This is a genomic window from Pseudomonadota bacterium (assembly GCA_026388275.1).
Taxonomy (GTDB): Bacteria; Desulfobacterota; Syntrophorhabdia; order Syntrophorhabdales; family Syntrophorhabdaceae; genus JAPLKB01.
This window is the reverse complement of record JAPLKB010000042.1, coordinates 47,302-72,971: the sequence shown is the minus strand read 5'-3', so window position 1 is coordinate 72,971 and position 25,670 is coordinate 47,302. Positions and strand designations below refer to the sequence as shown.

At 45.3% G+C, this 25,670-nt stretch carries 23 protein-coding genes; 10 read left to right on the top strand and 13 right to left on the bottom strand.

Annotation, left to right across the window (positions count from 1 at the left end):
• Window positions 1-131 precede the first annotated feature (131 nt).
• From NT010_11265 to NT010_11250, 4 genes are all read left to right on the top strand, one after another.
• The gene (locus tag NT010_11265; protein ID MCX5806627.1) at window positions 132-662 is read left to right on the top strand and encodes a response regulator; all 531 of its coding nucleotides are present in this window, start codon (window positions 132-134) and stop codon (window positions 660-662) included.
• A 115-nt stretch (window positions 663-777) separates the two neighbouring features.
• Window positions 778-1,995 (top strand): amino acid ABC transporter substrate-binding protein, encoded by a 1,218-nt coding sequence (locus NT010_11260; protein MCX5806626.1) that lies wholly within the window; start codon window positions 778-780, stop codon window positions 1,993-1,995.
• A gap of 101 nt (window positions 1,996-2,096) precedes the next feature.
• On the top strand, window positions 2,097-2,777 hold the full coding sequence (locus tag NT010_11255) for a DUF554 domain-containing protein (protein ID MCX5806625.1): 681 nt from the start codon (window positions 2,097-2,099) through the stop codon (window positions 2,775-2,777).
• Between the two features lie 330 nt (window positions 2,778-3,107).
• Window positions 3,108-4,451 (top strand): DEAD/DEAH box helicase, encoded by a 1,344-nt coding sequence (locus NT010_11250; GenBank protein MCX5806624.1) that lies wholly within the window; start codon window positions 3,108-3,110, stop codon window positions 4,449-4,451.
• Window positions 4,452-4,699: 248 nt separating this feature from the next.
• Here the strand turns inward: NT010_11250 and NT010_11245 are convergent, their stop codons facing one another.
• Window positions 4,700-4,897, bottom strand: coding sequence for a type II toxin-antitoxin system HicB family antitoxin (locus NT010_11245; GenBank protein MCX5806623.1), 198 nt, complete (start codon window positions 4,895-4,897; stop codon window positions 4,700-4,702).
• 749 nt (window positions 4,898-5,646) lie between these two features.
• Window positions 5,647-6,066 (bottom strand): VOC family protein, encoded by a 420-nt coding sequence (locus NT010_11240; GenBank protein ID MCX5806622.1) that lies wholly within the window; start codon window positions 6,064-6,066, stop codon window positions 5,647-5,649.
• 320 nt (window positions 6,067-6,386) lie between these two features.
• Here NT010_11240 and NT010_11235 point away from each other — a divergent pair, with 320 nt between their 5' ends.
• The 6 genes from NT010_11235 (at window position 6,387) to NT010_11210 (ending at window position 12,509) form a co-directional block, all read left to right on the top strand.
• Window positions 6,387-7,268: a xanthine dehydrogenase family protein subunit M gene (locus tag NT010_11235; protein ID MCX5806621.1), complete on the top strand. Its 882-nt coding sequence runs from the start codon at window positions 6,387-6,389 to the stop codon at window positions 7,266-7,268.
• A gap of 10 nt (window positions 7,269-7,278) precedes the next feature.
• On the top strand, window positions 7,279-7,761 hold the full coding sequence (locus tag NT010_11230) for a (2Fe-2S)-binding protein (protein ID MCX5806620.1): 483 nt from the start codon (window positions 7,279-7,281) through the stop codon (window positions 7,759-7,761).
• Complete coding sequence (locus NT010_11225) at window positions 7,758-10,091, top strand: xanthine dehydrogenase family protein molybdopterin-binding subunit (protein MCX5806619.1); 2,334 nt, start codon at window positions 7,758-7,760, stop codon at window positions 10,089-10,091. Before NT010_11230 ends, NT010_11225 begins: the two co-directional genes overlap by 4 nt.
• 70 nt (window positions 10,092-10,161) lie before the next feature.
• On the top strand, window positions 10,162-10,329 hold the full coding sequence (locus tag NT010_11220) for a hypothetical protein (GenBank protein MCX5806618.1): 168 nt from the start codon (window positions 10,162-10,164) through the stop codon (window positions 10,327-10,329).
• Between the two features lie 136 nt (window positions 10,330-10,465).
• Window positions 10,466-12,073: a long-chain-fatty-acid--CoA ligase gene (locus NT010_11215; GenBank protein MCX5806617.1), complete on the top strand. Its 1,608-nt coding sequence runs from the start codon at window positions 10,466-10,468 to the stop codon at window positions 12,071-12,073.
• 157 nt (window positions 12,074-12,230) lie between these two features.
• On the top strand, window positions 12,231-12,509 hold the full coding sequence (locus NT010_11210) for a hypothetical protein (protein ID MCX5806616.1): 279 nt from the start codon (window positions 12,231-12,233) through the stop codon (window positions 12,507-12,509).
• A gap of 108 nt (window positions 12,510-12,617) precedes the next feature.
• Here the strand turns inward: NT010_11210 and NT010_11205 are convergent, their stop codons facing one another.
• From NT010_11205 to NT010_11155, 11 genes are all read right to left on the bottom strand, one after another.
• Window positions 12,618-12,962: a DUF86 domain-containing protein gene (locus NT010_11205; protein ID MCX5806615.1), complete on the bottom strand. Its 345-nt coding sequence runs from the start codon at window positions 12,960-12,962 to the stop codon at window positions 12,618-12,620.
• Complete coding sequence (locus NT010_11200; protein MCX5806614.1) at window positions 12,949-13,254, bottom strand: nucleotidyltransferase family protein; 306 nt, start codon at window positions 13,252-13,254, stop codon at window positions 12,949-12,951. The genes NT010_11205 and NT010_11200 overlap by 14 nt, the downstream gene beginning before the upstream one ends.
• A gap of 170 nt (window positions 13,255-13,424) precedes the next feature.
• Window positions 13,425-14,495 (bottom strand): nucleotidyl transferase AbiEii/AbiGii toxin family protein, encoded by a 1,071-nt coding sequence (locus NT010_11195; protein ID MCX5806613.1) that lies wholly within the window; start codon window positions 14,493-14,495, stop codon window positions 13,425-13,427.
• 36 nt (window positions 14,496-14,531) lie between these two features.
• Complete coding sequence (locus tag NT010_11190; GenBank protein MCX5806612.1) at window positions 14,532-15,248, bottom strand: hypothetical protein; 717 nt, start codon at window positions 15,246-15,248, stop codon at window positions 14,532-14,534.
• Window positions 15,249-15,445: 197 nt separating this feature from the next.
• Window positions 15,446-15,793, bottom strand: coding sequence for a DUF86 domain-containing protein (locus tag NT010_11185; GenBank protein MCX5806611.1), 348 nt, complete (start codon window positions 15,791-15,793; stop codon window positions 15,446-15,448).
• A complete protein-coding gene (locus tag NT010_11180) occupies window positions 15,790-16,083 on the bottom strand; it encodes a nucleotidyltransferase family protein (protein MCX5806610.1) in 294 nt (97 codons plus the stop codon). Before NT010_11180 ends, NT010_11185 begins: the two co-directional genes overlap by 4 nt.
• An 862-nt stretch (window positions 16,084-16,945) precedes the next feature.
• The gene (locus NT010_11175) at window positions 16,946-20,152 is read right to left on the bottom strand and encodes a type I restriction endonuclease subunit R (protein ID MCX5806609.1); all 3,207 of its coding nucleotides are present in this window, start codon (window positions 20,150-20,152) and stop codon (window positions 16,946-16,948) included.
• Window positions 20,149-21,195, bottom strand: coding sequence for a hypothetical protein (locus NT010_11170; GenBank protein ID MCX5806608.1), 1,047 nt, complete (start codon window positions 21,193-21,195; stop codon window positions 20,149-20,151). The genes NT010_11175 and NT010_11170 overlap by 4 nt, the downstream gene beginning before the upstream one ends.
• Window positions 21,192-22,517 (bottom strand): restriction endonuclease subunit S, encoded by a 1,326-nt coding sequence (locus tag NT010_11165; protein ID MCX5806607.1) that lies wholly within the window; start codon window positions 22,515-22,517, stop codon window positions 21,192-21,194. The genes NT010_11170 and NT010_11165 overlap by 4 nt, the downstream gene beginning before the upstream one ends.
• 10 nt (window positions 22,518-22,527) lie before the next feature.
• A complete protein-coding gene (locus tag NT010_11160) occupies window positions 22,528-23,853 on the bottom strand; it encodes a putative DNA binding domain-containing protein (protein MCX5806606.1) in 1,326 nt (441 codons plus the stop codon).
• Between the two features lie 10 nt (window positions 23,854-23,863).
• Window positions 23,864-25,393, bottom strand: a complete 1,530-nt coding sequence (locus NT010_11155) for a class I SAM-dependent DNA methyltransferase (GenBank protein ID MCX5806605.1) — start codon at window positions 25,391-25,393, stop codon at window positions 23,864-23,866.
• Between the last annotated feature and the right edge of the window lie 277 nt (window positions 25,394-25,670).

Genomic DNA, 25,670 nt, shown 5'->3' with positions numbered 1-25,670 from the left:
GGGAAGTGGACTTACAAATTGTATGAATGTTTCATAAAAGAAGTATATATTATGCAAACAACAAAGTGTTGCCGGAACCTGATAAGAATATTGTCGGAAGTTTTATAAAAACCGGCTCTGGAGGGGTTGCAATGAAAGGATCTGTTTTGAACGGTAAGAAGATATTGGTAGTAGATGACGAGCCTGATATACTTGCAGTGCTCAAAGAAGAGATACTTACCGAGACCCCGGATTGCATCATTGATACTGCCGGTTCATACAAAGAGGCTACAGAACTTTTGATTTCCTGGACGTATGATCTGGCCATTTTTGACATAATGGGAGTGCGGGGTTTTGACCTCCTCAAACAAGCCGTTCAACGTCCATATCCTGTACCGGTGGTAATGCTGACCGCTCATTCCCTGTCCCCGGATGCGCTGAAGCAATCCATAGAGCTCGGAGCAAGGGCGTATCTGCCGAAAGATAAGATAGGTGACATAGTCCCATTTCTAAAGGATGTGCTTACCTATGAATATGGCTCTGTCTGGAATCGTGTCTTAAAACAGCTTGAAGGATTTTTTAACAAAGGGTGGGGGCCTTACTGGCGCAAACCGGATGAAGCTTTCTGGCAGGACTTCGAGAAGAAGATAAAATCAGATAAGCTTGATCCAAGTTCTGATTAATCTGTCAACTATACGGATCTTGTTCACACAGGAGGCAAGCTTTTTAGAAAAGAGTTTTGGACAAAAGTTTAAGAAGGCTTTGGCAATACCAAATACAGTAAAAGGAGGGTATATAATGAAGAAGAAGGTGTTTTTTGCTTTATTGGTGTTTATTCCGATTGTTGCTTTTTTATGCTTTACTGATGTTAATGCGGCACCGGCGAAGGATAAGATCCGTATAGGCTGGGTCACTTCACTCTCCGGCATGTTATCCGCCTCTGTAGCAGCGACAACCGGGGCTGCCTACGACATATGGCTTGAAGAAGTTAACGCAAAAGGAGGAATATACGTAAAGGAATACGGTAAGAAATTACCCATTGAACTTATCAAATATGACGATAAAAGCGATGTTGGTACCATGACAAAACTGATGGAGAAGGTTATCTTAGAAGATAAAGTTGATTTTGTACTTGCCCCCTGGGGCACGGCAATGCTCTATGCGGCAGCACCGGTTGCCAACAAATATAAATATATACTGATGGGAAATGCCGGTGGTTGTATAAAACTCAAAGAAATTATGCCCAAAATGCCTTACGTCTTCACCGTGCTCAATACGGCTGAAACCCAGATACCGGAGCTTGCCGGTATTCTTGCTGAAAACAAAGTAAAAACGGCAGCGATCATATACATCCAGGATCTGCACGGGATAGAGTATCGTGATATGGCGCTTAAAGAATTCAAGAAAAAGGGAATCAAAATTGTATCAGCGAAAAGCTTCCCCCATGGAACAAAGGATCTTACCCCATTGATCAAAGAAGCCAAGGCGGCAAATGTTGATGCATTTTTAGGTTTTCTCTATCCTGATGAAGCCTTTCTTGTTACAGGGCAGACAATAGAAGCCGGTTTCAATCCGAAAGCCTTCTTTTTAACGGTCGGTCCTATGTTGACGCAGTATAGGGATGCTTTTACTGCAGCCGGTGTTGAGGGCGTTATGGGCGGCGGTGCCTGGAACGAAAAAACTTCTCCCGGTGCTAAAATACTTGCTGAAAAATTGATGAGCAAATACAAAGGCGTTGAGTACTGGGGACAACTGATTTACTATTCTTCGATGCAGTTCTTTGAAAAGGCCATTGAAACAGCAGGAACTCTGGACCAAACCAAAATACGGGATGTCATGGCTAAAAGTACATTTGATACGGCTATGGGGCCCATGAAATTTGATAAAATACATTTCAATATGACCTTTCCCGGCCACATAGGTCAGTGGCAGAACGGCAACTGGGAAATTATTGATCCGGGTGCGAAGCGTACGGCAAAACCTGAATTTCCGAAACCTGAGTGGCCGAAAAAATAGGAATATTTAAAATTCGGAAACTCCCGGTGCAAAGCCGGGGGTTTCCGAATATAGTTTGAATTTTTGTTTGAGAATTCATGCAAAATAATCTATAAATACCTATGCTGGGAACATTGATAAATGTTGGGGCTGTCATCCTGGGGAGCCTTATAGGTCTGGCTATCCACAGCAAGCTCCCCGAAAGAATAACAAAAATAGCCTTTCAAGGCATTGGCCTGTTTACGGTTTTCCTCGGATTTACAATGGCTGCTAAAACGAGTAATTTCCTTATAATGATCTTCAGCATCGTTCCCGGTTCAATCATAGGAGAATTGCTCAATATCGAAAAGCGGATGGACAGATTGAGCGAATATATAAAAGGCAAAGTAGGGTCGAAAGACAAGAATTTCTCAGAGGGGTTTATCACTGCCTTCCTTCTGTTCTGCATGGGTTCAATGACCATTCTTGGGGCAATTGAAGAGGGACTGGGCGGACGGCCCAACCTGCTCGTGGCTAAAGCAGTCCTTGATGGTTTCTCCTCTCTTGCCTTATCTGCAACTCTTGGAATCGGAGTAATCTTTTCAGCTATTCCGCTTTTTCTTTACCAGGGCGGTATTACGCTGTTTGCATCGTCGCTGCAGCAGTTTTTTACTAACATACTGATAAATGAGCTGAGCGCCGTAGGCGGGCTGCTTCTTATCGGCCTCGGCATCAATATCCTGGAAATAAAGAAGCTGCCCATACTCAATATGCTGCCCAGTCTTATCATAGCAGTTGCTCTGGCTTATATATTCCTTCGTTAAACACGCCCCCCTCCGGGGCTATTTGTTACTGAGTAACTTTAATGGTTTCACTCACTGTGACAGTGTTACATTCTAAAGCATTTCGCATAGATTCAAATGCATGTGGGGTCAAATCTCAAGGATAAAGATTTGATCCCGCCAGTTCCATTGTTGGAAGTAGCTTGACTTGAACGCCGAATAAACTTATACTATTGGCTAAGTAATGAAGTGCTGACTAAAAGCCGTGTTAGAGAGTCATTTTAAAGTTCCTCAAAAAAACTTTCCTGTAAAACGCTAATCTTAGGTCATATCCTGCTTCAGATACTAATTTCTCTTTATAAGGAAGATAATATGGGTTTTAGTTCGTTTAAGCTTCATCCTCAAATAACGGCAGGCGTCAAGGCACTCGGCTACGAAGTCCCTACTCCAATCCAGGTACAGGCAATCCCGCCAGCCCTCGCAGGCAAAGATGTTATGGGTCTTGCCCAGACCGGGACAGGCAAAACAGCGGCTTTTGTGCTACCTATTTTAGATCGTTTACTGCGGGGTCCACGCGGCAAGGTCCGCACCTTGATTATTGCGCCTACGCGCGAACTTGCGGAACAGATCCATGTATCGATTGGAGAGCTGGGACGCAACACACACCTGAAGAGTTGCACAATTTACGGCGGCGTGGGTGTGAACCCGCAGATCCAGAAACTGCGCGGCGGCGTCGATATCGTTGTCGCATGCCCCGGCCGGTTACTCGATCACCTTAACCAGAGGACGATCAACCTTACCGGCCTGGAGGTCCTTGTCCTTGATGAGGCGGACCGTATGTTCGACATGGGTTTCCTGCCCGATATCCGGCGTATCGTCAAACAATTGCCCTTAAAGCGCCAGACGATGATGTTTTCTGCCACCATGGCCGATAATATCCGAAAACTGACGGATGAAGTGCTGCATAACCCGATTACAGTGAAGGTCGGCCATACGGGTCCGGCAAGCACCGTGTCCCATGCCCTTTACCCGGTAGAGCAATATCAGAAAACCGGACTCCTCATGGAGATCCTGAAGCGTACCGATACGGAATCCATCCTGATCTTTACACGCACCAAGCACCGGGCCAAAATCATCGGGCAAGAACTTGTGAAGGCAGGGTATAAGGCTGCCTCACTCCAGGGGAACCTGTCGCAAAACAAACGCCAGGATGCACTTGACGGCTTCCGCAACGGCTCGTACCAGATTCTGGTGGCCACCGATATCGCGGCCCGCGGCATTGATGTCTTGAGCATATCCCATGTAATCAACTATGACATTCCGGATACAACGGATGCTTACACACACCGTATCGGCCGTACCGGCCGTGTTGCAAAGACCGGCGACGCCTTCACTTTCGTCGGCCATGAGGACGAGTCGCTGATCAAGAGCATTGAGCGTGTGCTCGGTGAGAAGATCGAGCGCCGCATATTGAAGGATTTCGATTATAAGAAATCAGCGCCGTCACGGGATATTGAATTTGCACGCCAACCACGTGAGCCGCAGCACCACCGGACACAACCGAAAGCAGCGCAGACCGGTACACGCACGAATGTCGGTACACGCACGAATGCCGGCGCCCGTCCCAAGACGCGTCCCGCCCAACCGCCACGCGCGGGCGCTGCCAAAACCGGAGCTGCAGCACCACCTCTCTCGGGAAGGCGTGTATATCGATAAAAGGGTACCCTGACGCACCTTGCATAGGGTGGGGCTGGAGGATTCTTAATGTTGGCAGCCCTCATGGCTGACCTGCACAGGGATCCTGACAGCTCATTTGCGGCCAGTCCCGCTATTAAAAAAATATCAATCCATGTTCCCTCATGTATTAAAAAAAGGGGATAATGTAAAGAATAAAAGATTTGACCCCATAGTCTTTACAAACACGCACTCGGCAACGGTGATTCTTTTTATCAATTCTTTTCTGTTCATATATTAAGATCAAGTTCTCTTACTTCGTGATGTTCAGGAACATCTTCCATAGCCATAAGTATATATGCGTCTTTCATATTTTCTTCCAATTCTTCAAGTGTTTCGCCTTGAGTCATTATCTCAGGATGTTCAAGCAGCTTGCCAACCCAGAACTTTTTGCCTTTCCAATAAATCATTTTCATTTTTGTTTCCATTTTCCTACCTCCGGGCAATCTCTTTGGTATTGTCAAAAATTTCTTACCTTTTGCTCTTATTCTTGAGCAGTTTGTCTTTGTTCCCCTGGTCGGTCAATGGCATGTTCGGGAATATCCATCTTTGGCGGTCTGCTGCGCTTTGCGATCTTCCGACGTACGTTCAGTACGCCTACAGCCTGCAATGCTTACAGCCCATCCAAACCTGAACATTCCCGACATGCCGTCGCCCACTCAAGCCGGATTCCCATCTGCCTTTATTCGCTGATATGAATCCGGCAGAAATGAAGAAGGATTTCTTCATTTCCATACTTCATTTCCCTCCCCCTGTTTTCTCCTTGTAAGCGCCTGTAATACTCATTCTGTGTACCTGCTTTTCATTTAACTTCTGACAATACCATCTCTTTTAGTAATAATACCGTAAAGATAAGAAAGTTTAAATTTTTCAATTTTTGTGTTGGGCAACTTGTTGTTATTTAACTTGTTTGGCATTACTACCTTTCCTATAGTCTTGCCAATAATTCAAATGTCAAGGGCAGACCCCTTTGTTTTCCCCCTTGCCAGTGGTTTTGCCGGACTTGCGTTCAGGCGAAAGAAAAGCTAAGACGGAGAGGTGAAGGAGCGTAGTTGGCTAACACGACTAGTGAATATTGTCAATTACGTCCCCTGATTCCTGATTCTCTTATCAGATATCTATGCACAATACGCTGCTCAGTGAGATATGGTTCTATCAGGTTCCACTGATATCCTGGTTATGCTTTTCCATCTTCTTTAGGCCCAGGCCAGAAATGGGGATTCCAGGCTACTTCCCATAAATGTCCATCAGGATCAGCAAAGTATCCGGAGTAGCCGCCCCAAAACACATCCTGCGCCGGTTTAATAAGCTTTCCTCCGGACTCAACAGCCCGGTTAATTACATCCCTGACTTCCTCTTTGCTCGACACTACATGAGCCAGCGTAATTCCGCGAAAACCGGTTCCATTTGAAGTTACAGTAGCATCATCAGCGAGTGCATTCCATGGGTACAATGACAACCATGAGCCGTTCAGCGTGAAAAAAGCAGCGCCTCCCTCAAAAGGCATGCGGGGAAGGCCGAGTCCATCTTCGTAAAACCGAGTTGCCCTGTCCATATCCATAATGCCAAGAGTAATCATATTAATTCGCGGTTTCATTTTCCATCTCCTTTAAGCAATTCGCCTTGGAATAATACTATCAAAAGTACGAGCCGAAGACAAGAGCCTGTCTCTGCCATGATACGTTGTAATTTATGTCATTTTTCACAGGTTCTGCCTATCGACATTATAGAGCCCGAAACTCTTTCGACTATTTACACAAGAGCAATGATACTGATATAATCAAACATATGATATTAAAGTTTTTAAACTATTTAAGACAGAAAAAGTTTAGAATATCCGGATATTTATGGATTTGTATATGTACTTAAAATATTATAAAATTATGCCGGTGAACAATATTTTAAAAGGAGTCCGCTATGGCCGTATTTTACCGAAAATTGCCAAGATTTGATTATGTTATGCCGAAGACGCTTGATGATGCCTTAACGCTTCTAAACGAGCACAAAGGGATGGCAAGGCTCCTTGCAGGCGGTACTGATTTGATTCCACAGTTAAAGCAACGGGCTATCAATGTCCCCCGATATTTGATTGACTTGAAAGCAATAGGAGGACTGGATACCATTTCATATGATGAACAGTCCGGTTTGAAGATTGGCCCTTTGACCACAATCAGCGCCATAGAGAAGTCGCCTGTTATCCGGCAATACTATCCGTCCATCGCACAGGCTGCATCGTGTATGGCTTCTCCGCAAATAAGAAACAGGGGAACCTTTGCCGGTAATATCTGCAATGCTGTCCCCTCTGCCGACAGCGCTCCGGCGCTGCTGACAATGGAAGCAGCTGTAAAGATTAAAGGTCCAAATGGAGAGCGGATCGTTCCCATTGATCAATATTTTGTTGGCCCCTGCGAAACAATCCTGCAAAGTGATGAAATAGTCATTGAAATTACAGTCCCGAAACCTTCTCCGGCGAGCTGCGGGGTTTATCTGAAGCTTGCACCCCGGCACTCAATGGATTTGGCGATTGTGGGTGTAGCTGCCCTTGGTGCGCTCTTTGATGGTATATGCAAAGATATCAGGATCGGCCTTGGGGCTGTTGCGCCAACCCCGCTGCGGGCAAGAAAAGCTGAAGCTGTTCTCCTCGGTCAGAAACCAACGCTTGAAATCATTGAAGAGGCAGCCCGGATGGCCGGAACAGAGTGCAGCCCTATAGATGACCATCGGGCATCGGCAGAATACCGCTGCGATATGGTGTACATCCTGACGAAACGTGCTCTTAAGCAGGTTTTTGTTCAGTAAGGAGGAAATTGTGGAACAAATACATATAATCGTTAATGGCAGAGATTATGGTCTCCAGATCAAACCCTGGTCTACACTCCTTGAAATTTTACGTGATGATCTTGGATTAACAGGGACAAAGGAAGGCTGTAATGCAGGAGAATGCGGAGCTTGCACAATAATCATGGAAGGTAAAGCTGTTAACGCCTGCCTGGTATTGGCAGCGGAAGCCAACGGCAAAGAGATCACAACCATAGAAGGCCTTGCCGACGGGGACAAGCTTCACCCGATACAGGAGGCTTTTCTTGAAGCAGGCGGCATGCAGTGCGGTTTTTGCACCCCCGGCATGATCCTTTCCGCAAAGGTGCTCCTTGATGCGAACAATAACCCCACCGACGAAGAGATACGAAAGGGATTGGAAGGCAATTTTTGCCGCTGTACAGGCTACACGAAGATTATCGAATCAGTGAAGGTAGCCGCTCAGCGGATACGGCAAGGTGAGGGTGATTTATGAAAGAATATAATGTAATAGGTAAAAGAGTGCCAAGGGTTGACGGCAGAGAAAAAGTCATGGGCCAGGCAAAGTATGCTGCCGACTATTCCCTGCCCAATATGCTCTGGTGTAAAGTGGTACGTTCACCCTATGCCCATGCAAGAATTCTCAACATTGATACAAGCAAGGCAGAACGTCTACCCGGTGTAAAAGCTGTTGTTACAGCAAAAGATTTTAACGGGTGGACCTGGGGTTTTATGGCAACCACCAGAGATGAACCGCCCTTAGCCATGGATAAAGTTCGTTACTATATGGAAGGCGTAGCCGGTGTTGCAGCCATAGATGAAGATATTGCCGAAGAGGCGTGTGATCTTATCAAGGTGGAATATGAAGAACTTCCTGGAGTATTCGATCCTGAAGAGGCAATGCAGGAAGGTGCACCGGTTATTCATGATTATCGGCCCAACAATGTGAGCGTGGAATACCACTGGAACTTCGGCGATGTGGAAAAAGCCTTTGCAGAGTCATATCTGGTCAGGGAAGATCGCTTCAGGACTTCCAGGGCAACAAAGGGTTATCTGGAACCGCCTGCATCGCTGGCATGGTATGATCCTTCCGGTTCTATTACTGTATGGGCGGCAAAGCAGAGCCCCTACTTCCATTACCGGCACCTTGCGGCCTGTTTCGGACTTCCCCTGTCGAAGATAAGGGTAATCCAGCCTTTTATCGGCGGTGGTTTCGGAGGCACAAAGAATGACTCTGTAGCCGGCGACTTCTGTGCTGTAATGCTTTCTAAAAAGACAGGGAAACCTGTTAAGTTCGTTTACACACAGGAAGAGGAACTGACCGTTTCCAAGAGGAGACACTCCATGCTTGTTTACAACAAGATGGGTATGACAAAAGATGGATTAATCACTGCCATTCAGAGCCGCGTTGTGGCTGACGGCGGCGGCTATACTGCTGTGAGTCCCCTCACCATGTATCTTACCGGATGTGCAACGCCTCTGCCTTACAAGCTTCCTAACTTTAAGCATGATGCTTACAGGGCATTTACAAATAACCCTATCTGCGCAGCAATGCGGGGTCATGGCGTAACGCACACGCGCTTTGCATGTGAGATTCAGATGGAGATGATGGCCGAAGAGCTGGGTATCGACCCTGTGGATATCCGTATGAGGAATGCAATCGATAATCCGGAACCGGGAACTGTCTACCGGACCATCAACGATATAACCATCAAAACATGCGGGATTAAAGAAGCCATACGGACACTTGTCGGAGACCCGCTCTGGGCTGAAAAAGACAAGGTCCCAAAACGAAGCGGTAATGTTTCCTATGGAGTGGGGATGTCTGCCACTGCCTATATGAGCGGGGCTCGTCAGCTTGGCCACCAATCCTGCGCAGCTATTGTCAGGATATGCGAAGATGGTACTGTGAATCTGATCACCGGCGCTACGGATTGCGGACAGGGGTCTGACACAGTTCTTGCTATGATTGCGGCAGAGGAACTGGGGGTGAAACTCCGGGATATTGATTTTAAGCGTGTTGACTCCTTCTATACGCCTGTCGATGCGGGAAGTTACGGAAGCCGCGTGACGGTCCTTGCAGGCCAGGCCGTTCAAATAGCTGCTGCTGATGCAAGGAAACAACTCATTGATATTCTGAGCACTCTATGGAAGGTGAAGCCGGAGGAGATTGAAATCAAGAACTCAATAGTGTGTCTTAAATCAGATCCCTCACGACAAATATCTTTTGAGCAACTGGCCAAGATTGCCTGTTATTCCGGTTCCGGTGCTGTCATTATAGGGAAGGGGTACTCAGGCTATGGGATCGAACCGCTCGATTTCGAGACAGGTAGAGGTAATTCCGGCACGGCTTTTAGCTTTACCGCACAAACGACCCGTGCCAATGTGGATATGGAGACCGGACATGTTACAGTCACCGATTTTACGATTGCCCATGACTGCGGGAGACCGCTGAACCCCATCGGGGCTGAGAGCCAGAACGAAGGCGGCGCTGTACAGGGCATGGGACAGGCTATTTATGAAGATTTCATCATGGACAGGGGCAAAACACTCAACCCGACCTTCCTTGATTACAAGATGCCCCGCTCTACCGATGTACCCGACATAAAAGTAATAGATATTATTACTGATGACCCCGACGGTCCTTTCGGGGCAAAGGAGGCTTCTGAAGGAAGTCACGTGAGCACTCCCCCTTCAGTTATCAGCGCCATCCACGATGCTACGGGTATATGGTTCAAGGAACTTCCCGTTACACCGGAAAAGATAGTGAAGGCGCTGAAAGAGAAGGGGAGATGGATGGAAGGTATTGTTAAAAAAGTTACATGAAAAATTGGTATGAAGATTGTGTAAGATCGAACCTCTACAAGGCAAAATAAAGGAGAGGTAAAACATAGAAATGAAAATAAAGAAATTCACCCCCTTCTTTATTACGGATTCACATAAGTGTATATGTGAATCCGGGTTGAGTGGTCAGCGGCATGGCAGCAATGTCTCAGATGTGGATGAGATGCAAGCCTTGCAGGCCGTAGGCGTACTGAACGTACGTCGGAGGATCGCAAGGTGAAGCATATCGCCGCAGATGGACATTGCAATCATGCCGTTGACCGACCAGGAGAAAAAGCGGACACATAAAACTGCTCAAAACAGAAACAGCAATAAGGCATAAACTTTTGAATCGAACGAGATAAAAGGAGGTAAAGATGTCGGAAGCATTAATACTAAAAGAGCTTAGCCGCTACCCAATAGGCACCTATGCAGATATTATATACAGGAATGCGCTGCTTCGCCCTGACAGGGAGGCATTTATATACGGGGCTCAGAGGATCAGCTTTTCTCAATATAATGCCCGCGTGAATAGCCTTATCCGTGCACTCCAGGAACTTGGACTCAAGAAGGGTGACGGTATAGGCATCCTTTCCTGGAACTGTCTCGAATATACTGACGTCTACGGGGCGGGAATGAAGGGCGGATTCATTGTATCCCCATTCAGCCCAAGGATGCAGGCAGATGAGCTCGATTATATAATTAATTATTCTGAGGTCAAGGTACTCTTTGTAGGTCCGGAGTTGGTGGAAATAGTTAATCAGTTGAGACCTCGTCTGCAGGGAGTCAGACATTACATTTCCCTTGAGGGGATTGTTCCGGAAATGCTCACACATGATAAATTGCTCGAAACATATTCAAAAGAAGAACCGGATGTCCAGATTGAGGAGGATGACCCCTTCGTAATCTTTTATACCAGTGGAACCACCGGTGTTCCGCGCGGTGCAGTCTATACCCATTTGCGTAAGATGGAAGAGGCGCGCACCAAGGTGCTCACTGCGGGTCTTCAGCCGGGCAATAAGCATGTAATGATCCTGCCCCTGTTTCATATAGGCGGCTGGTCCCATTTCTGGGCGTTTTTTTATGTGGGTGCATGCAATGTGATCATGCCTCAGAGGTCCTTTGACCCTGCAGCTACCCTTAAGACCATTGAGGATGAGTGGGCAACGGATGTCCATATTGTTCCCACTCAGCTTGTAGGCATGCTGGCTCTGCCTGATATTGATAAGTATGATCTGAAAAGTCTCAAGCAGATATGGTATGCAGCCTCTCCGATGCCGTTGGAACTTCTGCGGAAAGGAATTGCCCGATTCGGTGCGATTTTCGGGCAGGGTTACGGACAGTCAGAGTCCGGACCTGATATAGCCATTCTTCCACTGGAATTCCATCAGTTTCCTGATATGTCTCCTGAAGAGCAAAAAGTGCTTGCTTCCTGCGGGCAGCCCTGCGTCTGGGTCCATGCAAGGATTGTGGATGAAAATGATAACGATGCAAGACCTCATGAAGTTGGAGAAATTGTGATGCAGAGCAAAGCCGTGATGACGGGCTACTGGCGTAAGCCTGTTGAAACACGCGATGTAATGGCCAATGGATGGCTCCACACCGGCGATATGGGTTATTATGACGAAAAAGGGTTTATTTATATTGTTGATAGAAAGAAAGACATGATCATCACAGGCGGGGAAAATGTCTTTCCCAGGGAAATTGAAGAAGTACTTTACAAACACCCGGCAGTATCGGAAGCTGCAGTCATCGGTGTACCCGATGAGAAATGGGTGGAGCGGGTGCATGCAGTAATAACTTTGAAAGAAGGACATGAGGTGGGAAGCGATGACATTACCGCCTTCTGCAGGGAACATCTTGGCCGGTACAAGGTTCCCAGATCAGTAGAATTTGTGCAGTCTCTTCCTAAGAACCCTCAGGGGAAGATATTGAAGCGGCAGATAAGGGAGAAATACTGGCAGGGACGTGAGAGGAAAATATAATACCAATTCGCCTTCAAACACATAACTTCGTTAACTCGTCGTCGTGTTCCTTGACGTACTGTAAAAGTACGCCTGCGTCCGGGTACCCGCTTGCGGGTGTTCCTCGTTGCCTCGTTCTATGTATGAATCCGAATTGGTATAAGGTAGAGATGCCGGCATGAAGATAAAAGTAAGGAAGACAATGAATATTCCTGAAATTCCCGATGAAGTGGAAATGGAAGCCGGTACATTGCGGGATTTCTTCAGCAAGGTCCTTGCTGACACTCATTTTGTTAAGGAAATTACTGATTCCCGTACAGGGGAACTAATGCTTGACGGCCTTTTTGAGGTGCGCCTGAACGATGTGCTTCATTATACCCTTCCGCAAGGTCTGGATACCGGACTTAAGGACGGAGATACAATTACAATTTCTCTAATACTGCTTGGCGGGGGATAGGTTTCATTTCCAAATCAAACACTCATGCCGGCGTATCGGCACAAATTAGTAATGAAAATATAGGTTTTCATTACGGTTTTCTATTATGTCATGGGCAGGCATGTCGTTTTATGTCTCAGGAGAAAGAATTTTCTCAAGTTCAGCAAGAAGCTGCGGCATGTTTATAGTGATGGCATCCCACAATATATCATAATCAACAAAATCATAACCATGGATTAACCTGTTCCGCATGCTGATTATTTTTGGCCATGGAATTTGTGGATATTCGCTCTGCTTTTCTTTCGGATATTTGCTTGCAGCTTCTCCGATAAGCTCGATGAGCCGGGTCATTGCAAGGCAGAATATCTCATCTTCATCCAGATTGGCTTTTTCTTTACCATTAGACAAAGATATAATCTTTTGCGCATAATCACGCATATGAAAGAGTCTTATTTTTGGATCATTGTCTGACATACTGCACCTCTGCGGTTGCTACAACTTTATCCCGAAAATACTTACTCAAGCATTTAGGGGTATTCAGGTCCACTTTTCTATTGCCAAGAATATTCGACAATGCCTGTTCCATGTCGTAAAGCTCAAAAAACCCCACCCTGGCCTCTGGTTCAAATTCTACCAACACATCAATATCGCTTTCTGTTTTAAAATCGTCCCTCAATACTGATCCAAAAAGGGCAAGCTTCCTTATGCGGTTCTGTTGGCAAAATTCTTCTAATTTTTGCTTCGGAATATTTATTTTGCTTGCCATTTTTCTAAGCCTCCAAAATTACTTAAAGTATTATTATAAACAATTTCAAACGAAATACCAAATTTTAAAGCAATTTTTTCACCCATCGTTCTATGGTCAGTAATGATTTCATTCCCTCACTTATTCTGCCATCTTCCGGGATACCTCCGGCACTGAAATAGCCCAGCCTATTACAATCGACTTATAACCCCAGTGGTTATCAGCCATAGATGGAAACTATGCGGAGCAATTTTTTTAAACTTATCCAAAATTCTATAGTCGTCTGGAAGTGACATATTTTTAATTTGATCTGTATTGCCTATGTTTTTTCGAAAAGATGTGATGTCGAAATCCAGATTCTTGTCCCTCACCAAAGAGGCAAGGCAAGCCGCCCTTGAAGCATCTTCTTTTGCATTAGCATTTGTATATCGTCCTTCTCTTGTGTGACTCCTTATTCTGATGATACCATCTTTTAATTCCCTGGTCTGTTCATTTTCTATACAACCTCGAAGCCCCGATTGGCAGAGCAGAAGTGATGCTTTAATGGTGTCGTTTAGAAAATCCTTAGATTCTAATGTCAACTTACGAAACATTGCTTCTTGCTTGGAGATAAGGGTATAAGCTTCACCCAATTCTTGCAAATCAGTCACCTGTTCAAACAGCGCCCCAATATCGAACAACTGTTTGATAATCTCCATGGACTTCCCCTGTCCATAAAGGATTCCAATGGTCGTCGGTGCAAAAGCCGTCAGCTTATCCCCGGCGAGACCATTGATAGTCGGGATATTGACTTCTATCTCCCGATCGCACGCAAAGAATGGCAAAGCAATGGCTTTCTTTACAGTCTTTGGGTAGAGGACATCCGCTTTGACGCAATCGAGCAGAATATATAGCTCTTTCCTTGCAATATCAGATGAATAATAAAATTTATAATGTCTTTTCGGTAGATTATCACGCTCAGTCCTGTGGTCTTCTTCCCATCTTTTAAATACCCCGTCAGCAACAATACCATCGAATGCCTTTGTTAATGCATGATCGTTCTCCCGGGACATGATATCAATGTCGATGGAAAATCGCCTTAATTCAGGAATCATGAGCATCAGGCTGGTTCCGCCTTTAAAAACCAGGTCAATGCCCTTTTCTATTAAGGCGCCAAGCAACTCAAATGCATAAATGGTTCTTTCGATAAGTGCCGGATCAACCTTGATTTCTCTGGCTATTTCCGATACTCGTTCCGCTCGAAAGCATTCCTTTGTAATCATCCTTTACCTTTTGTCCTCTTATGCCAAATTATGTTCTTACTTGGCATTGGTGGACTTTAGTTCCGGGATAGTTTTTCTTATACTTTCTTTTATTCCCCTTCTGTCAGCATAATCAAGCATTTCCCCAACATTGATACGATAGTTGGTCGCTATGTCTGACACAATGCGAATAACCTCTCTGTTATCCAATAGGTTAAGGGCTTTTGACTCCACGAACAAATCTACAAGTATCCTTTCGACTGGTGTAAAGAAACTGCTTTTCGGCCTTTGCTGCGATACGGAAGGTCTTAAGATAACGATCTTTTCACTCAGTTCGATGTATTTCTCGGCTTCTTTTTTCCCTGGATTTAAATAGGGCATAAATCCGTGCTCTGATAGAAGATCTTTCAGGCTTGCAAGGGCATCTCTGTCGGCATACATGAACGTGACAAATTGATTTGGAAGGTGATGAAAAAACTCCCTTATCTGAATTGTGCTCCAGCACGACACATCAAGGAGGGGCAATTTCTCTCTGATCAAACCAATTATTGGTTCTATCGGTTCAGTGTTTACTTGGACAACATTTTCTATGGTGGAGTACCAACCCCGCCCCGCCTGGTAAATTGTTTTATCCATCTTGAGACGTGTCAGCGTCTTTTTCAGGCTGTCGTCTTTGACCTGAACCTTTTTATTTTCTAAATAACGCTTGAGGTCATCGACGTGAAAATAGTATCTGTCTTTTATGAACTCCATAATTCTCTCTTTAATAGTCATAGTCCTAACCCTTTCTTTCAATTGATGTGTTAGGTTTTGGCATTTGTTAAATTCCTTCCCTATTTAAAATTACATTCTCTAAATTCATACGCTCCCTGCCTTTTTGAGGCGGGTTTCGACGAGGTTGATAAACGCTTCATAGACGGCATCCCGCTCGCCAGGGGTGAGGTCAAGGGTATCTAAGATAATGGAGGTCATTAGTTTTTATTGTCTTTTTTGTGCAATTCTTTAAAGACATTTGCAATGAACGGCCTGATTTTCGGTATGTCGTTTTTTACAACCAACCAAACTCTTTTGTAATTTACACCGAAGTAAAAGTGAATCACCTTGTCTCGCATCCCCGCCGGTATGTCAGGATATTGTTTTCTCACAACTGCAGGAACGTTTTTTGACGCTTCACCAATAATTTCTATACATCTTGAAACTGCATAGGCAGTTTTTATATCCGCAGAAAATGCTTCAAAAGTCATATTGGCTATGAACTTTTCGGCATTGTCCATATTATCGAGAATATCTTTGATGTAGAGATCGATTTCTCTATTCATGCGTAAACAGTTTCTTCCAGAATCCTCTTTCTGATTTCTGGACGAAGATCTTCTTTGGGAATAAGGTCTACCTTGGCTTTCAGAATCTTTCTCAGATATATTTCTGCTCCCACAATGTCAAGAAGGCTTAGAGGCTCTTCAAACTCTGCAAGCAGGTCAATGTCGCTTCCCCTCTTTTGTTCTTTTCTCACAACAGAACCAAAAATACCGATCTTTTTTACTCTATGTATCTGCCGCAATTCTTTTTTGTGCCGTACAAGGATTTCTTTAATCTCATCAATTGTTTTCATATTTTATACCATACAAGTTAATTTTAAATAATTCTACCAGATTTTTAGGGTCTCGTCCAAATTTATTGAGTAAAACCATATCTTTTATCTGATTCTTTTTAAGGTTCATGTATTATATGCTCCCTGCCTTTTTTTAGGCGGGTTTCAACGTGTTTGATGGCGGCTTCATATAGAGTGTTCTGCTCGCTTTAGGTGGGGCTGGGCGCTTTTCGCACCTGAACTTTGTTGTCTTCGGCACCGGAGGGTCGTTAATGTTTGCCGGCCTCATGGCTAACCTGTACGAGGATACTGACAGCTCATTTTCGGAAGATTTGCTAAAACAGTTTTAGCATTTTTTTAAATTGCCGGAAAGTAAATACAGAAGCCATTCTACAATACTTACTATTTCAAAACATTTTTTCTACTTTTAGGAGCAAATTAGGGCGAAAGATACTGCTGAAATAGCGAATTTCAACGAAATTAATGGAGCTATGTTTTCTCATGCATTAAAGAAAAAAGGGGTAATATCAAAGACAAAGATTTGGTACTATAGTTTTTGCGATTGAAAATCAATTCGTGCAACACAGAGTTTATATTGGATTTTAAATTTGCATTCACATTGAATGCAAATGTCTCTAAATGGTTGTCCCGGGTCATGATTAATGAATATTTAGCTGACGAGAGGGACGTTTTGTCGACCTGAAAAGCAGCCTGTTTCTTTTCCATTTCCATGGAAAGGTGAGTGATCCTTTCATGTCGGGCTCAATTCATTGTGGCATGTATTAATCCTGTACGATTAAAAAAGCTGATGTCAATGGAATCAATGGAACGGAACTATGTCCCCGGCAAGCGTAAATGGCCCTTCCTCTTTATACGGCACTATTTATCGTCCTTCATCGCTTGACCATAAATCGGCCAATGCTTCGGCTTGGTCCAGCACTTTTGTGACGGAAACAGTGTATTCGCCTGTTGTTGGATCATCGGGAGGGTATTTGTATTTTCTCAATATCCTTTTTACCATTACCCGTAACTTAGCCTGGACACTTTCTTTTACCTGCCAGTCAATGGAGGTATTCTTCTGCACAGTTTCCACAAGCTCATGGGCAATCAGTTTGAGCGTGAAGTCGCCAAGCACAGCTTCAGCAGTTGGGTTATCAGCAAGAGCGTCGTAGAACGCCAATTCATCGGGACGGAGATTCATCTTTTCGCCGCGCTTATCGGCCTCTCTAATGTCTTTCGCCAGCCTAATCAGTTCATCAATCATCTTTGCCGAATCAATCAGCCCACTCTGGTACCGCTTGACAGCATCGGCAAGCATTTCGGAGAACTTGCGGCCTTGTACGAGATTGGTCTTTCCGCGGGTTTTAATCTCGTCATTGAGGAGTCGTTTAAGAAGTTCCAACCCAAGGTTTTGCCGCTTCATTCCCTGAATTTCGGCAAGAAATTCATCGGACAGAATTGATATATCAGGCTTCTTGATTCCGGCTGCATCGAAGACATCCACCACCTCTTCGGAGATGATGGCATCATTGATAATCTGTCTGATGGCTGTCTCGATCTCCTGATTAGTCCGAGTTCTGGTCTGGTCATCAAACTTGGCGAAGCGGGCTTTAATAGCCTGGAAGAGTGCCAAATCATCACGTATTTTCATGGCATCGGGGTGGGGCACGGCAAGGCCAAAAGCTTGCTGCAGGCTGATCACGTTTCCCTTGAAGCGTTCCTTGCCATTTCTTACCACTTTCCCGTCTTTTTCTCCGGTCAGTTCTTCGATGTAGTTGGCAGCATCGAGAATGAATTCCAGCTTTGCCTTTGATTCCAACGTAAAGTATCGGCGATAGTCAAAGCCGTCGAACATATCCAAGGCAATTTCGTACAATTCCTTCATCCTGTCAACAGCCTTCTCCAGATCGTAGGCGATCTCGCCCCTATCAGGGCGGATTGCGGTGTAGTTTGCCAAGGCGTTTTTCAGGTCCTGGGCAATGCCGATGTAATCAACTATAAGCCCGCCTTTCTTGTCGCCAAAGACTCGGTTGACGCGGGCAATGGCTTGCATCAAGTTATGGCCGTTCATGGGTTTGTCAACATACATGGTGTGGAGGCATGGCACATCAAATCCGGTGAGCCACATATCGCGGACAATAACGAGCTTAAGCGGGTCTTTGGGGTCTTTCAGTCTGTTGCCGATTGCTTTGCGGCGCTCCTTGTTGCGTATATGTTCCTGCCAGTCAAGGGGATCACTGGCAGACCCTGTCATAATCACCTTGATCGCGCCTTTGTCATCTTCTGAATTGTACCAATAGGGCCGCAATTTAAGGATTTCCCCGTACAAGCCAACACAGATTCGACGGCTCATGCAGACGATCATACCTTTACCTTCCGACGCACTGAGCCGGGCTTCAAAGTGTTTGACCAAATCGGCGGCAACCTGTTTTAGTCTGTTTGCACTGCCCACAACAGCCTCTTTGCTTGCCCATTTTACAAAGCGTTTCTGTCGTTCTGTTAACTCGTCGTCTTCCGTTACCTCTTCCACGCGCTCATCGAGTACTTTGCGGTCGGCCTCGGAAAGACTGATCCGGGCAAGGCGGCTCTCATAATAAATGGGTACGGTTGCCCCATCTTCCACAGCTTGCTGGATGTCGTAGATGTCGATGTAATTACCGAAAACAGCCTGGGTGTTCTTGTCCTCCTTTTCAAGAGGGGTCCCGGTAAATCCGATGAAGGAAGCCTTTGGCAGGGCATCGCGCATGTGTCTGGCAAAACCGTCAATAAAATCGTACTGGCTTCTGTGGGCCTCGTCGGCAATGACGACAATGTTGCGCCGATCAGTGAGGAGCGGATATGTTCCGCCTTTTTCTTCAGGCAAGAACTTTTGAATGGTTGTAAAGATGATGCCGCCGGATGCCACAGACAGAAGCTTTCGAAGATCGTCCCGATTGGCTGCCTGAGTCGGGGTCTGGCGGAGAAGCTGCTGGCAATTGCCAAATGTCTCAAATAACTGTTGGTCAAGATCATTCCGGTCAGTGAGTACCAGAATGGTGGGGTTGTTCATCTCTTCTGCCAGCACGAGCTTGCCCGCGTAAAAAACCATAGAAAGGCTTTTACCGCTGCCCTGTGTATGCCAGACAACACCTGCCCGCTTGTCACCCTGGGCCTGCTCGTCAACGCTTGGAAAGCCGTACTCTGCGGGATGCTCAGCCACAAAAGACCCCGGTTCCACAGAAGCACGGATGGTGGAAGTAATGGCCCGATTAACGGCATAATACTGATGATAGGCGGCAATCTTTTTGATTGTTGCCTCTTTGGTTTTTTCAAAGACAATAAAATGGCGGATTGCATCAAGGATGGTTGCTTTATTAAGAAGCCCCTTTATCATGGGTTCCAGTTCGGACTGATGCTTGGTATCCACGATAGTTTTGCCGTCGGCGCTCTTCCAGTCCATAAAACGTGAGTAATCGCTGGAGATGGTACCGATCTTCGCAAACCAGCCGTCACTGATAACGAGAAAAGTATTGTAGGTAAAGAGTGACGGGATAAGCTGCTGGTAGGTCTGGAGCTGACTGAAGGCTGCCTGCACGTCTGCATTTTCATCGGCAGGATTTTTCAGTTCCATTACCACAAGGGGCATACCATTAATAAAAATGACAATGTCAGGCCGCTTGTTGTTGTGGTTTTCTAAAACCGTGAACTGATTGACAGCCACGAATTCGTTGTTTTCCGGGTTGTCAAAATCGATGAGTCTGACTTTATCACTTTTTGATTTACCTTCACCGATGCCGAACTTGACGTCCACCCCTTCGGTAAGGAGGCGATGAAAGGTTTCGTTGTTGTCAATTACGGTCGTGAAGGTAGTACGGATGGCCATTTTGAAGGCATCGTCTCGTGCGTCAATGGGCATGGTCGGGTTGATATGGTCAATGGCGGCCCGCAGGCGGGTTTGAAGGATAACTTCGGTGTATTCGCGCTCTTTGGCAGGGCCTTCGGAGATGTCGGGGCCGTATAGGATGTCGTTATATCGATTCTCACCGCGGAGAATCTCAAGAGCAATTTGTTCGATTTCAGACTCTGCGATTACTTGTGATTTTGCACTCATATAATTAAACCTCGCAATTCGTTAATCCTATCTTGAAAGGCTGTTCCATCCACTTCGTATACATCTGAGCGGGTGACAATTTCAAACTCGTATCTTGTGCTGGAATGTCTTCGTTTGAAATAACAAAGGTTCGTAATATTTCCATTCGCTTCTGACTTGAAATAGAAAAATGGGGTAATGCTGAATAAATTTCCTTTATAATATGCAAGAATATTCTGGTGATTTAACTCATTAGCAAGAACATGTAATTGTGCCGAAGTTATTTTTATAGTTGGTGAATTTTGCCGCGCCAATGTAAAGCTCTTAAAAATTTCGCATTTTAATGCTGTTGCAGATCCTTCGTTTCCTATATAATGCAGAACGTCTATTGATGCCAATTCACTTAAATCTGATAGAACTTCCAATACTTCGGGGGTGAGCTCCAAATGTCTTTGAGAAGCCTGTTCCTCCGATAGAGCCGCCGTATGCATGAAACCATTTCTTTCCTGATTTAATCGTCTTATTTTTTGTATAACAGGTAACTGGATAATTTCGTTACTCAACAACAGAACATTGTTGTCGATACCGTATTTCAAAATTCTTTCTATTATGAGTAGTCTCTGCGCAAGGCTATCACTGAAATATGAACTGAAAGACAAATCTGGATTTCCGGTAGAGTCTATTGTTGCTATATTTCTAAGCGGGAAATTCTTACTACGAGATTCGCCCATTACGATTGCATAAAGGGTATAAACTATAGCTTCCCATGTCGAACGCAGTAACTGTAGGCGGTGATTATTATTGCTGTAGCCGTTTTCCGATTGTTGATAATAATAAGCAATTGGTTGCGGGTAGTAATAGAATACCGAATCCTTTTTTGCATCTTCATTTCGCTGTGTATAATCTTGAATTGCATCTAAATAAGCATCGTAATCTACACAATAAAGCACTTTACTGGCTTTATAAGGCGTCAGGTCCCCAATCTTGATTTCAGGATTATCGGAATCGAACTGATCATTAAACTCTTGATTATCTAAATATTCAATTCGCAGCTCTTCGCTCATAAGTCAATTTCTCCATTCATTAACTTAGGCAAAAGACTATCACGCAGGGTGGCAAGAGTTATAGATTCTTGCATATTGACTTTTATCTGTTCAAAAATTGGGGCAATGACTTTTTCAAACATCTGGGTAATCTGTGTATCAGGAATAACTAATTCAATCTCTCGGAAATTGGTTTTTGAAATTTCCAAAAATGTGGAGCCATTGGCTCTGCCAATGATAGTTTCCATATTCTCTTTTAGCCAATGCAAAATAAATAAGTTTGACGTTGCCTTGGCGTTAATAGCGATAAAACCTTGATTGATTGAAACGGGTATATCTGAAATTGCCAAATAGCCTATTGGCGCTCTTGAAGATAAAAGTAAAGTGCCCGAAGGGAGAATACCCGAACCTATCTGCTTGGCACCCTCTGTTGTAATTTTTCTTTCTGTGGTCAATAAAATGGGTGAACTTAAGTTTGAAAGGTCTTTTGGTGTTGCCCAATAGTTTTCACCATTCCAAAACCTTTCCTCTTTGGTACTTGGCGTTGTTCCACCTTTTACTTCTACTATCTCCCCTAATTTTTCCACCCACCAGCCGTGTGGAATCATCCCCAACTCACTCTCAACCATTTCGCCTGTTGCGCCGGGAAAATTTAAATCAACAAACCATTCCTTGAAAATGGCCTGTGCAATGGCTTCCAGTGTGGCATTGATCTGACGGTTGAGTTCTATTTTATCATCCAGAGCGGAGAGGATGGCCGCGATTCGGCTCTGAGTTGAGAGCGGAGGGAGGGCAACGGATAGGTTGAGAAGATGTGGCACCTTTATGCTCGGCTGAGCTGATCCGATATCCAACGATTTCAGATTCGACTGGATTTCATTACTACTAAGCACATAGTAAGCAAAAATAGGGTCGGCAACAGCCACATCAATACGTAATCCAATCGTATTTTGTGCTATGCAGGCAGGCGTGTCGTCCATCAAACAAATCTTCCCAATATTTGCCCCTACAGTGGCTATAAGTAAATCATTTCTTCTTGGATGGCCACTGCGAAACCAGTTTTCATACGTTTCTTTTGAAACATACTTTCTAACCAAAGCGTAGCTGGGATATCTATTGTCGCCAACAATACAGGTGGTATCGATATACGAATACCCCGTATCGGAGAATGGCGGATTCTTTCCTCTGTTATCAATTGTCTTTGAGAGGATATCTTCAAGTTTGTATCTTTTCCACCCCGCCCTACTCATCGCTGCACCATGGTAGCCCAATATTTCAATTCGGGGCGCAGTGAATCCCGGATTGGAAAGGCCATAAAACCACACTGGAACAAGTTGCCGCAAAGCTGTCCGGTCATTTCACCACCTCCCAGTGCCCGCCTTTGGCCGGACCCACGCGACGCAGACGGCCTTGGCCGCGTAGGCGGGCGATCTGTTTCTCTATCGCGCGGGTTGTAACACCGAGGGTTTCCGCCAGTTCAGGAATGGTCAGCTTTCCATTAACCGAAAACAGCGCAATGATCTGTTCTTCTGTTTTCCCCGAACTTTTCCCCGAACTTTCTTCGGTGATTTGTTCCGGTTCCTTTGGGGCTGTGGTTTTATCGATAGTCTTATCCGGTTCAGCGAATGAGGGCCTGCTAAAAGCGGCGATAAAAAGATGGGCTACTTCGCTGAATTGGACAGTCGGCTCCTCAGCAAGGATGAGGCGCATGCCCCGTCCCCAGGTCTCAACCATCTGAATACGGCGGAGCAATTCCGCAATGAGGGGATTCCTTCGCTGAGACACGTTACCTTTGCGTATTTTCTCAATTGTCAGATTACCATACAACTTGCCGGGATTACGGATTTCAACACGGTCTTTGAAAATGGCTATTTGCACATAGTCCGGGTCGTGATAGTCACGATGGCAGAATGCGTTGATAATCGCCTCGCGCATAGCTGCCACCGAAATTTCAGGAACATCCACGCGGTAGAGGCCATCGAGTTTCATGCCGATGTGAATATTTTTGAGAATGTATTTCTGCGCTTCTTCGATAAGTGCAAGAATGTCTCCTTCGTAATCGTGACGGTCAATAATTGTTGCCGTATCCGTTGAGGCAAAAACAGCGCAGCGCAGTTGAAGCGTAGGTTTTTTGGCAAAAAAGAGAGGAGCTGCATTGAGCAATTGTCCATCCTGCATAAGGCTCAGTTTCTCCAGTACATTGGAGGCATTGTCCCATACCAGACCGGACCGCTTTACAAATGCCCTGATTTTCCTTTCATTAAGTTCTTTGATGGAGATTTTGCAGGGTTCATTATCCCAGCGGAGCGCCTCGCGGTTTCTGGCAAGAATCAGGTTTTCAAGTTCTTTTGCAGTAAGGTGTCTGTCCTCATCGGCCACGCGCATGTAAGCCCTGCCGTATGCGAAATAGGGCCTTTCCCTTCCTGAAAAGGCTATCTTAATACAGGTCTTTCCGTTAAGTATTTCCGGGGTAATCTGGGGGTAAATCCTGGGTTCAATGTGCGCTGCAATGGATTGCGAAATATCACGGAGTGTCTTTTCATTTATAACAAGGCCTGTTGGTTTGCCGTCAGGGGCAATGCCGAACCAAAGTTCACCTGCTCCATGTTTATTGAGGATTGCCGAGATTGAAATCAAGCCCTCCTTGAGGGAGGTAAGGCTTTTCTTAAATTCAATCATTTCGCCTTCCCTAAAACTCATATCCAATCCCTTTGAGATTCTCCCGAATGGTCTTCTCCAATTCCGAGCTTTTGGCAAACTGCTCAGCCAGTTTTGTAGTAAGAGACTTCATCTTCTTATCAAAAGGAATGCCGTCGTCTATCTCTTCCTCTGTACCCACGTAACGTCCGGGCATTAATACATGTCCGTTATTTTGCACCTCTTCAATTGTGGCGGATTTACAGAAACCTGCTTTGTCTTCGTATTTACCATCCTTGCTGCGCCAACTGTGGTATGTGCCTGCGATGAGGGCTATATCGGCATCGGTCAATTCGCGGTTGCGACGGTTGAGCATTGTGCCGAGTTTGCGGGTATCAATAAAGAGAATCTCTTTCGAGCGGTCACGGAATTTGTGATTGGTTTTGTTCCGTGCCAGAAACCAGAGACAGGCTGGAATCATGGTATTGTAGAAAAGCTGTGAGGGAAGGGCAACCATACAATCTATCAATCCCGCTTCGATCATGTTCTTCCGTATCTCACTCTCTCCACCTGTATTGCTGTTCATACTGCCGTTGGCAAGAACAATTCCGGCAGTACCGCTGGGACTCAGTTTATGGGCAAAGTGCTGAAGCCAGGCATAGTTGGCATTACCTGTTGGCGGAACACCGTATTTCCAGCGGCTGTCATCGCGCAGAAGCTCGCCGCTCCAATCGCTTATGTTGAAGGGTGGATTGGCAAGAATGAAATCGAATTTCAAATCCTTGTCCTTGAACCTGTCATTCAGAAAGGTGTCCCCGACTTCCAGTTGGGCGTCTATGCCTCGAATGGCAAGATTCATTCTGGCAAGACGGAGAGTTGCCGGGTTCGATTCCTGCCCGTAAATCGAGATGTCCTTGATATTGCCCTGATGGCTGAGAATGAATTTCTCGCTCTGGACAAACATGCCGCCTGAGCCGCAGCAGCCGTCATAGACACGCCCTTTGTAAGGTTCCAGCATTTCGACAAGGAGCTTCACGATGCTTTGAGGAGTCCAGAACTGGCCGCCTTTTTTACCTTCTGCGTCAGCAAACTGGCCAAGAAAGTATTCATATACTCTGCCGAGCAGATCCTTTGATGTATGGCCATCCTGGTTAAATCCGATAGTTGCAATAAGGTCAATCAATTCACCGAGCCTTTGTTTGTTCAGATCAGCATCGGCGTAAATTTGCGGCAGAACACCCTTGAGTGATGGATTGATTTTCTCGATTGCCTCCATGGCTTCGTCAACGAACTTGCCTATCTCCGGCAGCTTAGCATGGTCCTGGAGGAATTGCCAACGGGCCTTTTCCGGAACGAAGAAAATATTTTTGGCAAGGTATTCATCCCTGTCTTCCGGGTCTGCGCCTTCAGATTCCCCTTTACCTTCTTTCAATTTCTCGTGAAGGTCATTGAAGGCGTCGGAAATGTATTTGAGAAAGATCAATCCCAGGACAACGTGTTTATATTGTGCCGCATCCATATTGTTGCGCAGCTTATCTGCCGTAGCCCAGAGGGTTCTTTCCAGTTCGTTGTTATCGGCCATTTAGTATCTCCTTATTATGCTGACGTCAACATCGTCAGCAACTTCCTTACAACTTTTACAGGAAAACCTTGGAACCTAACATTGGAATAAGACCTTTTTACTTGTCCTAATTTGTTTTCCCTAATGCTATCAAATGGTTTTCGGGGTGTCAACCAGAACCTGTGAGACCAGATTCTCCAACCATACATGTTAGCTCCACCTTTCTCAAAACATCCAACGGGTAATAGCAAATAGTCCATAGTTTTCAACTTGCAACTTTTTTCTGACACATTGTCAG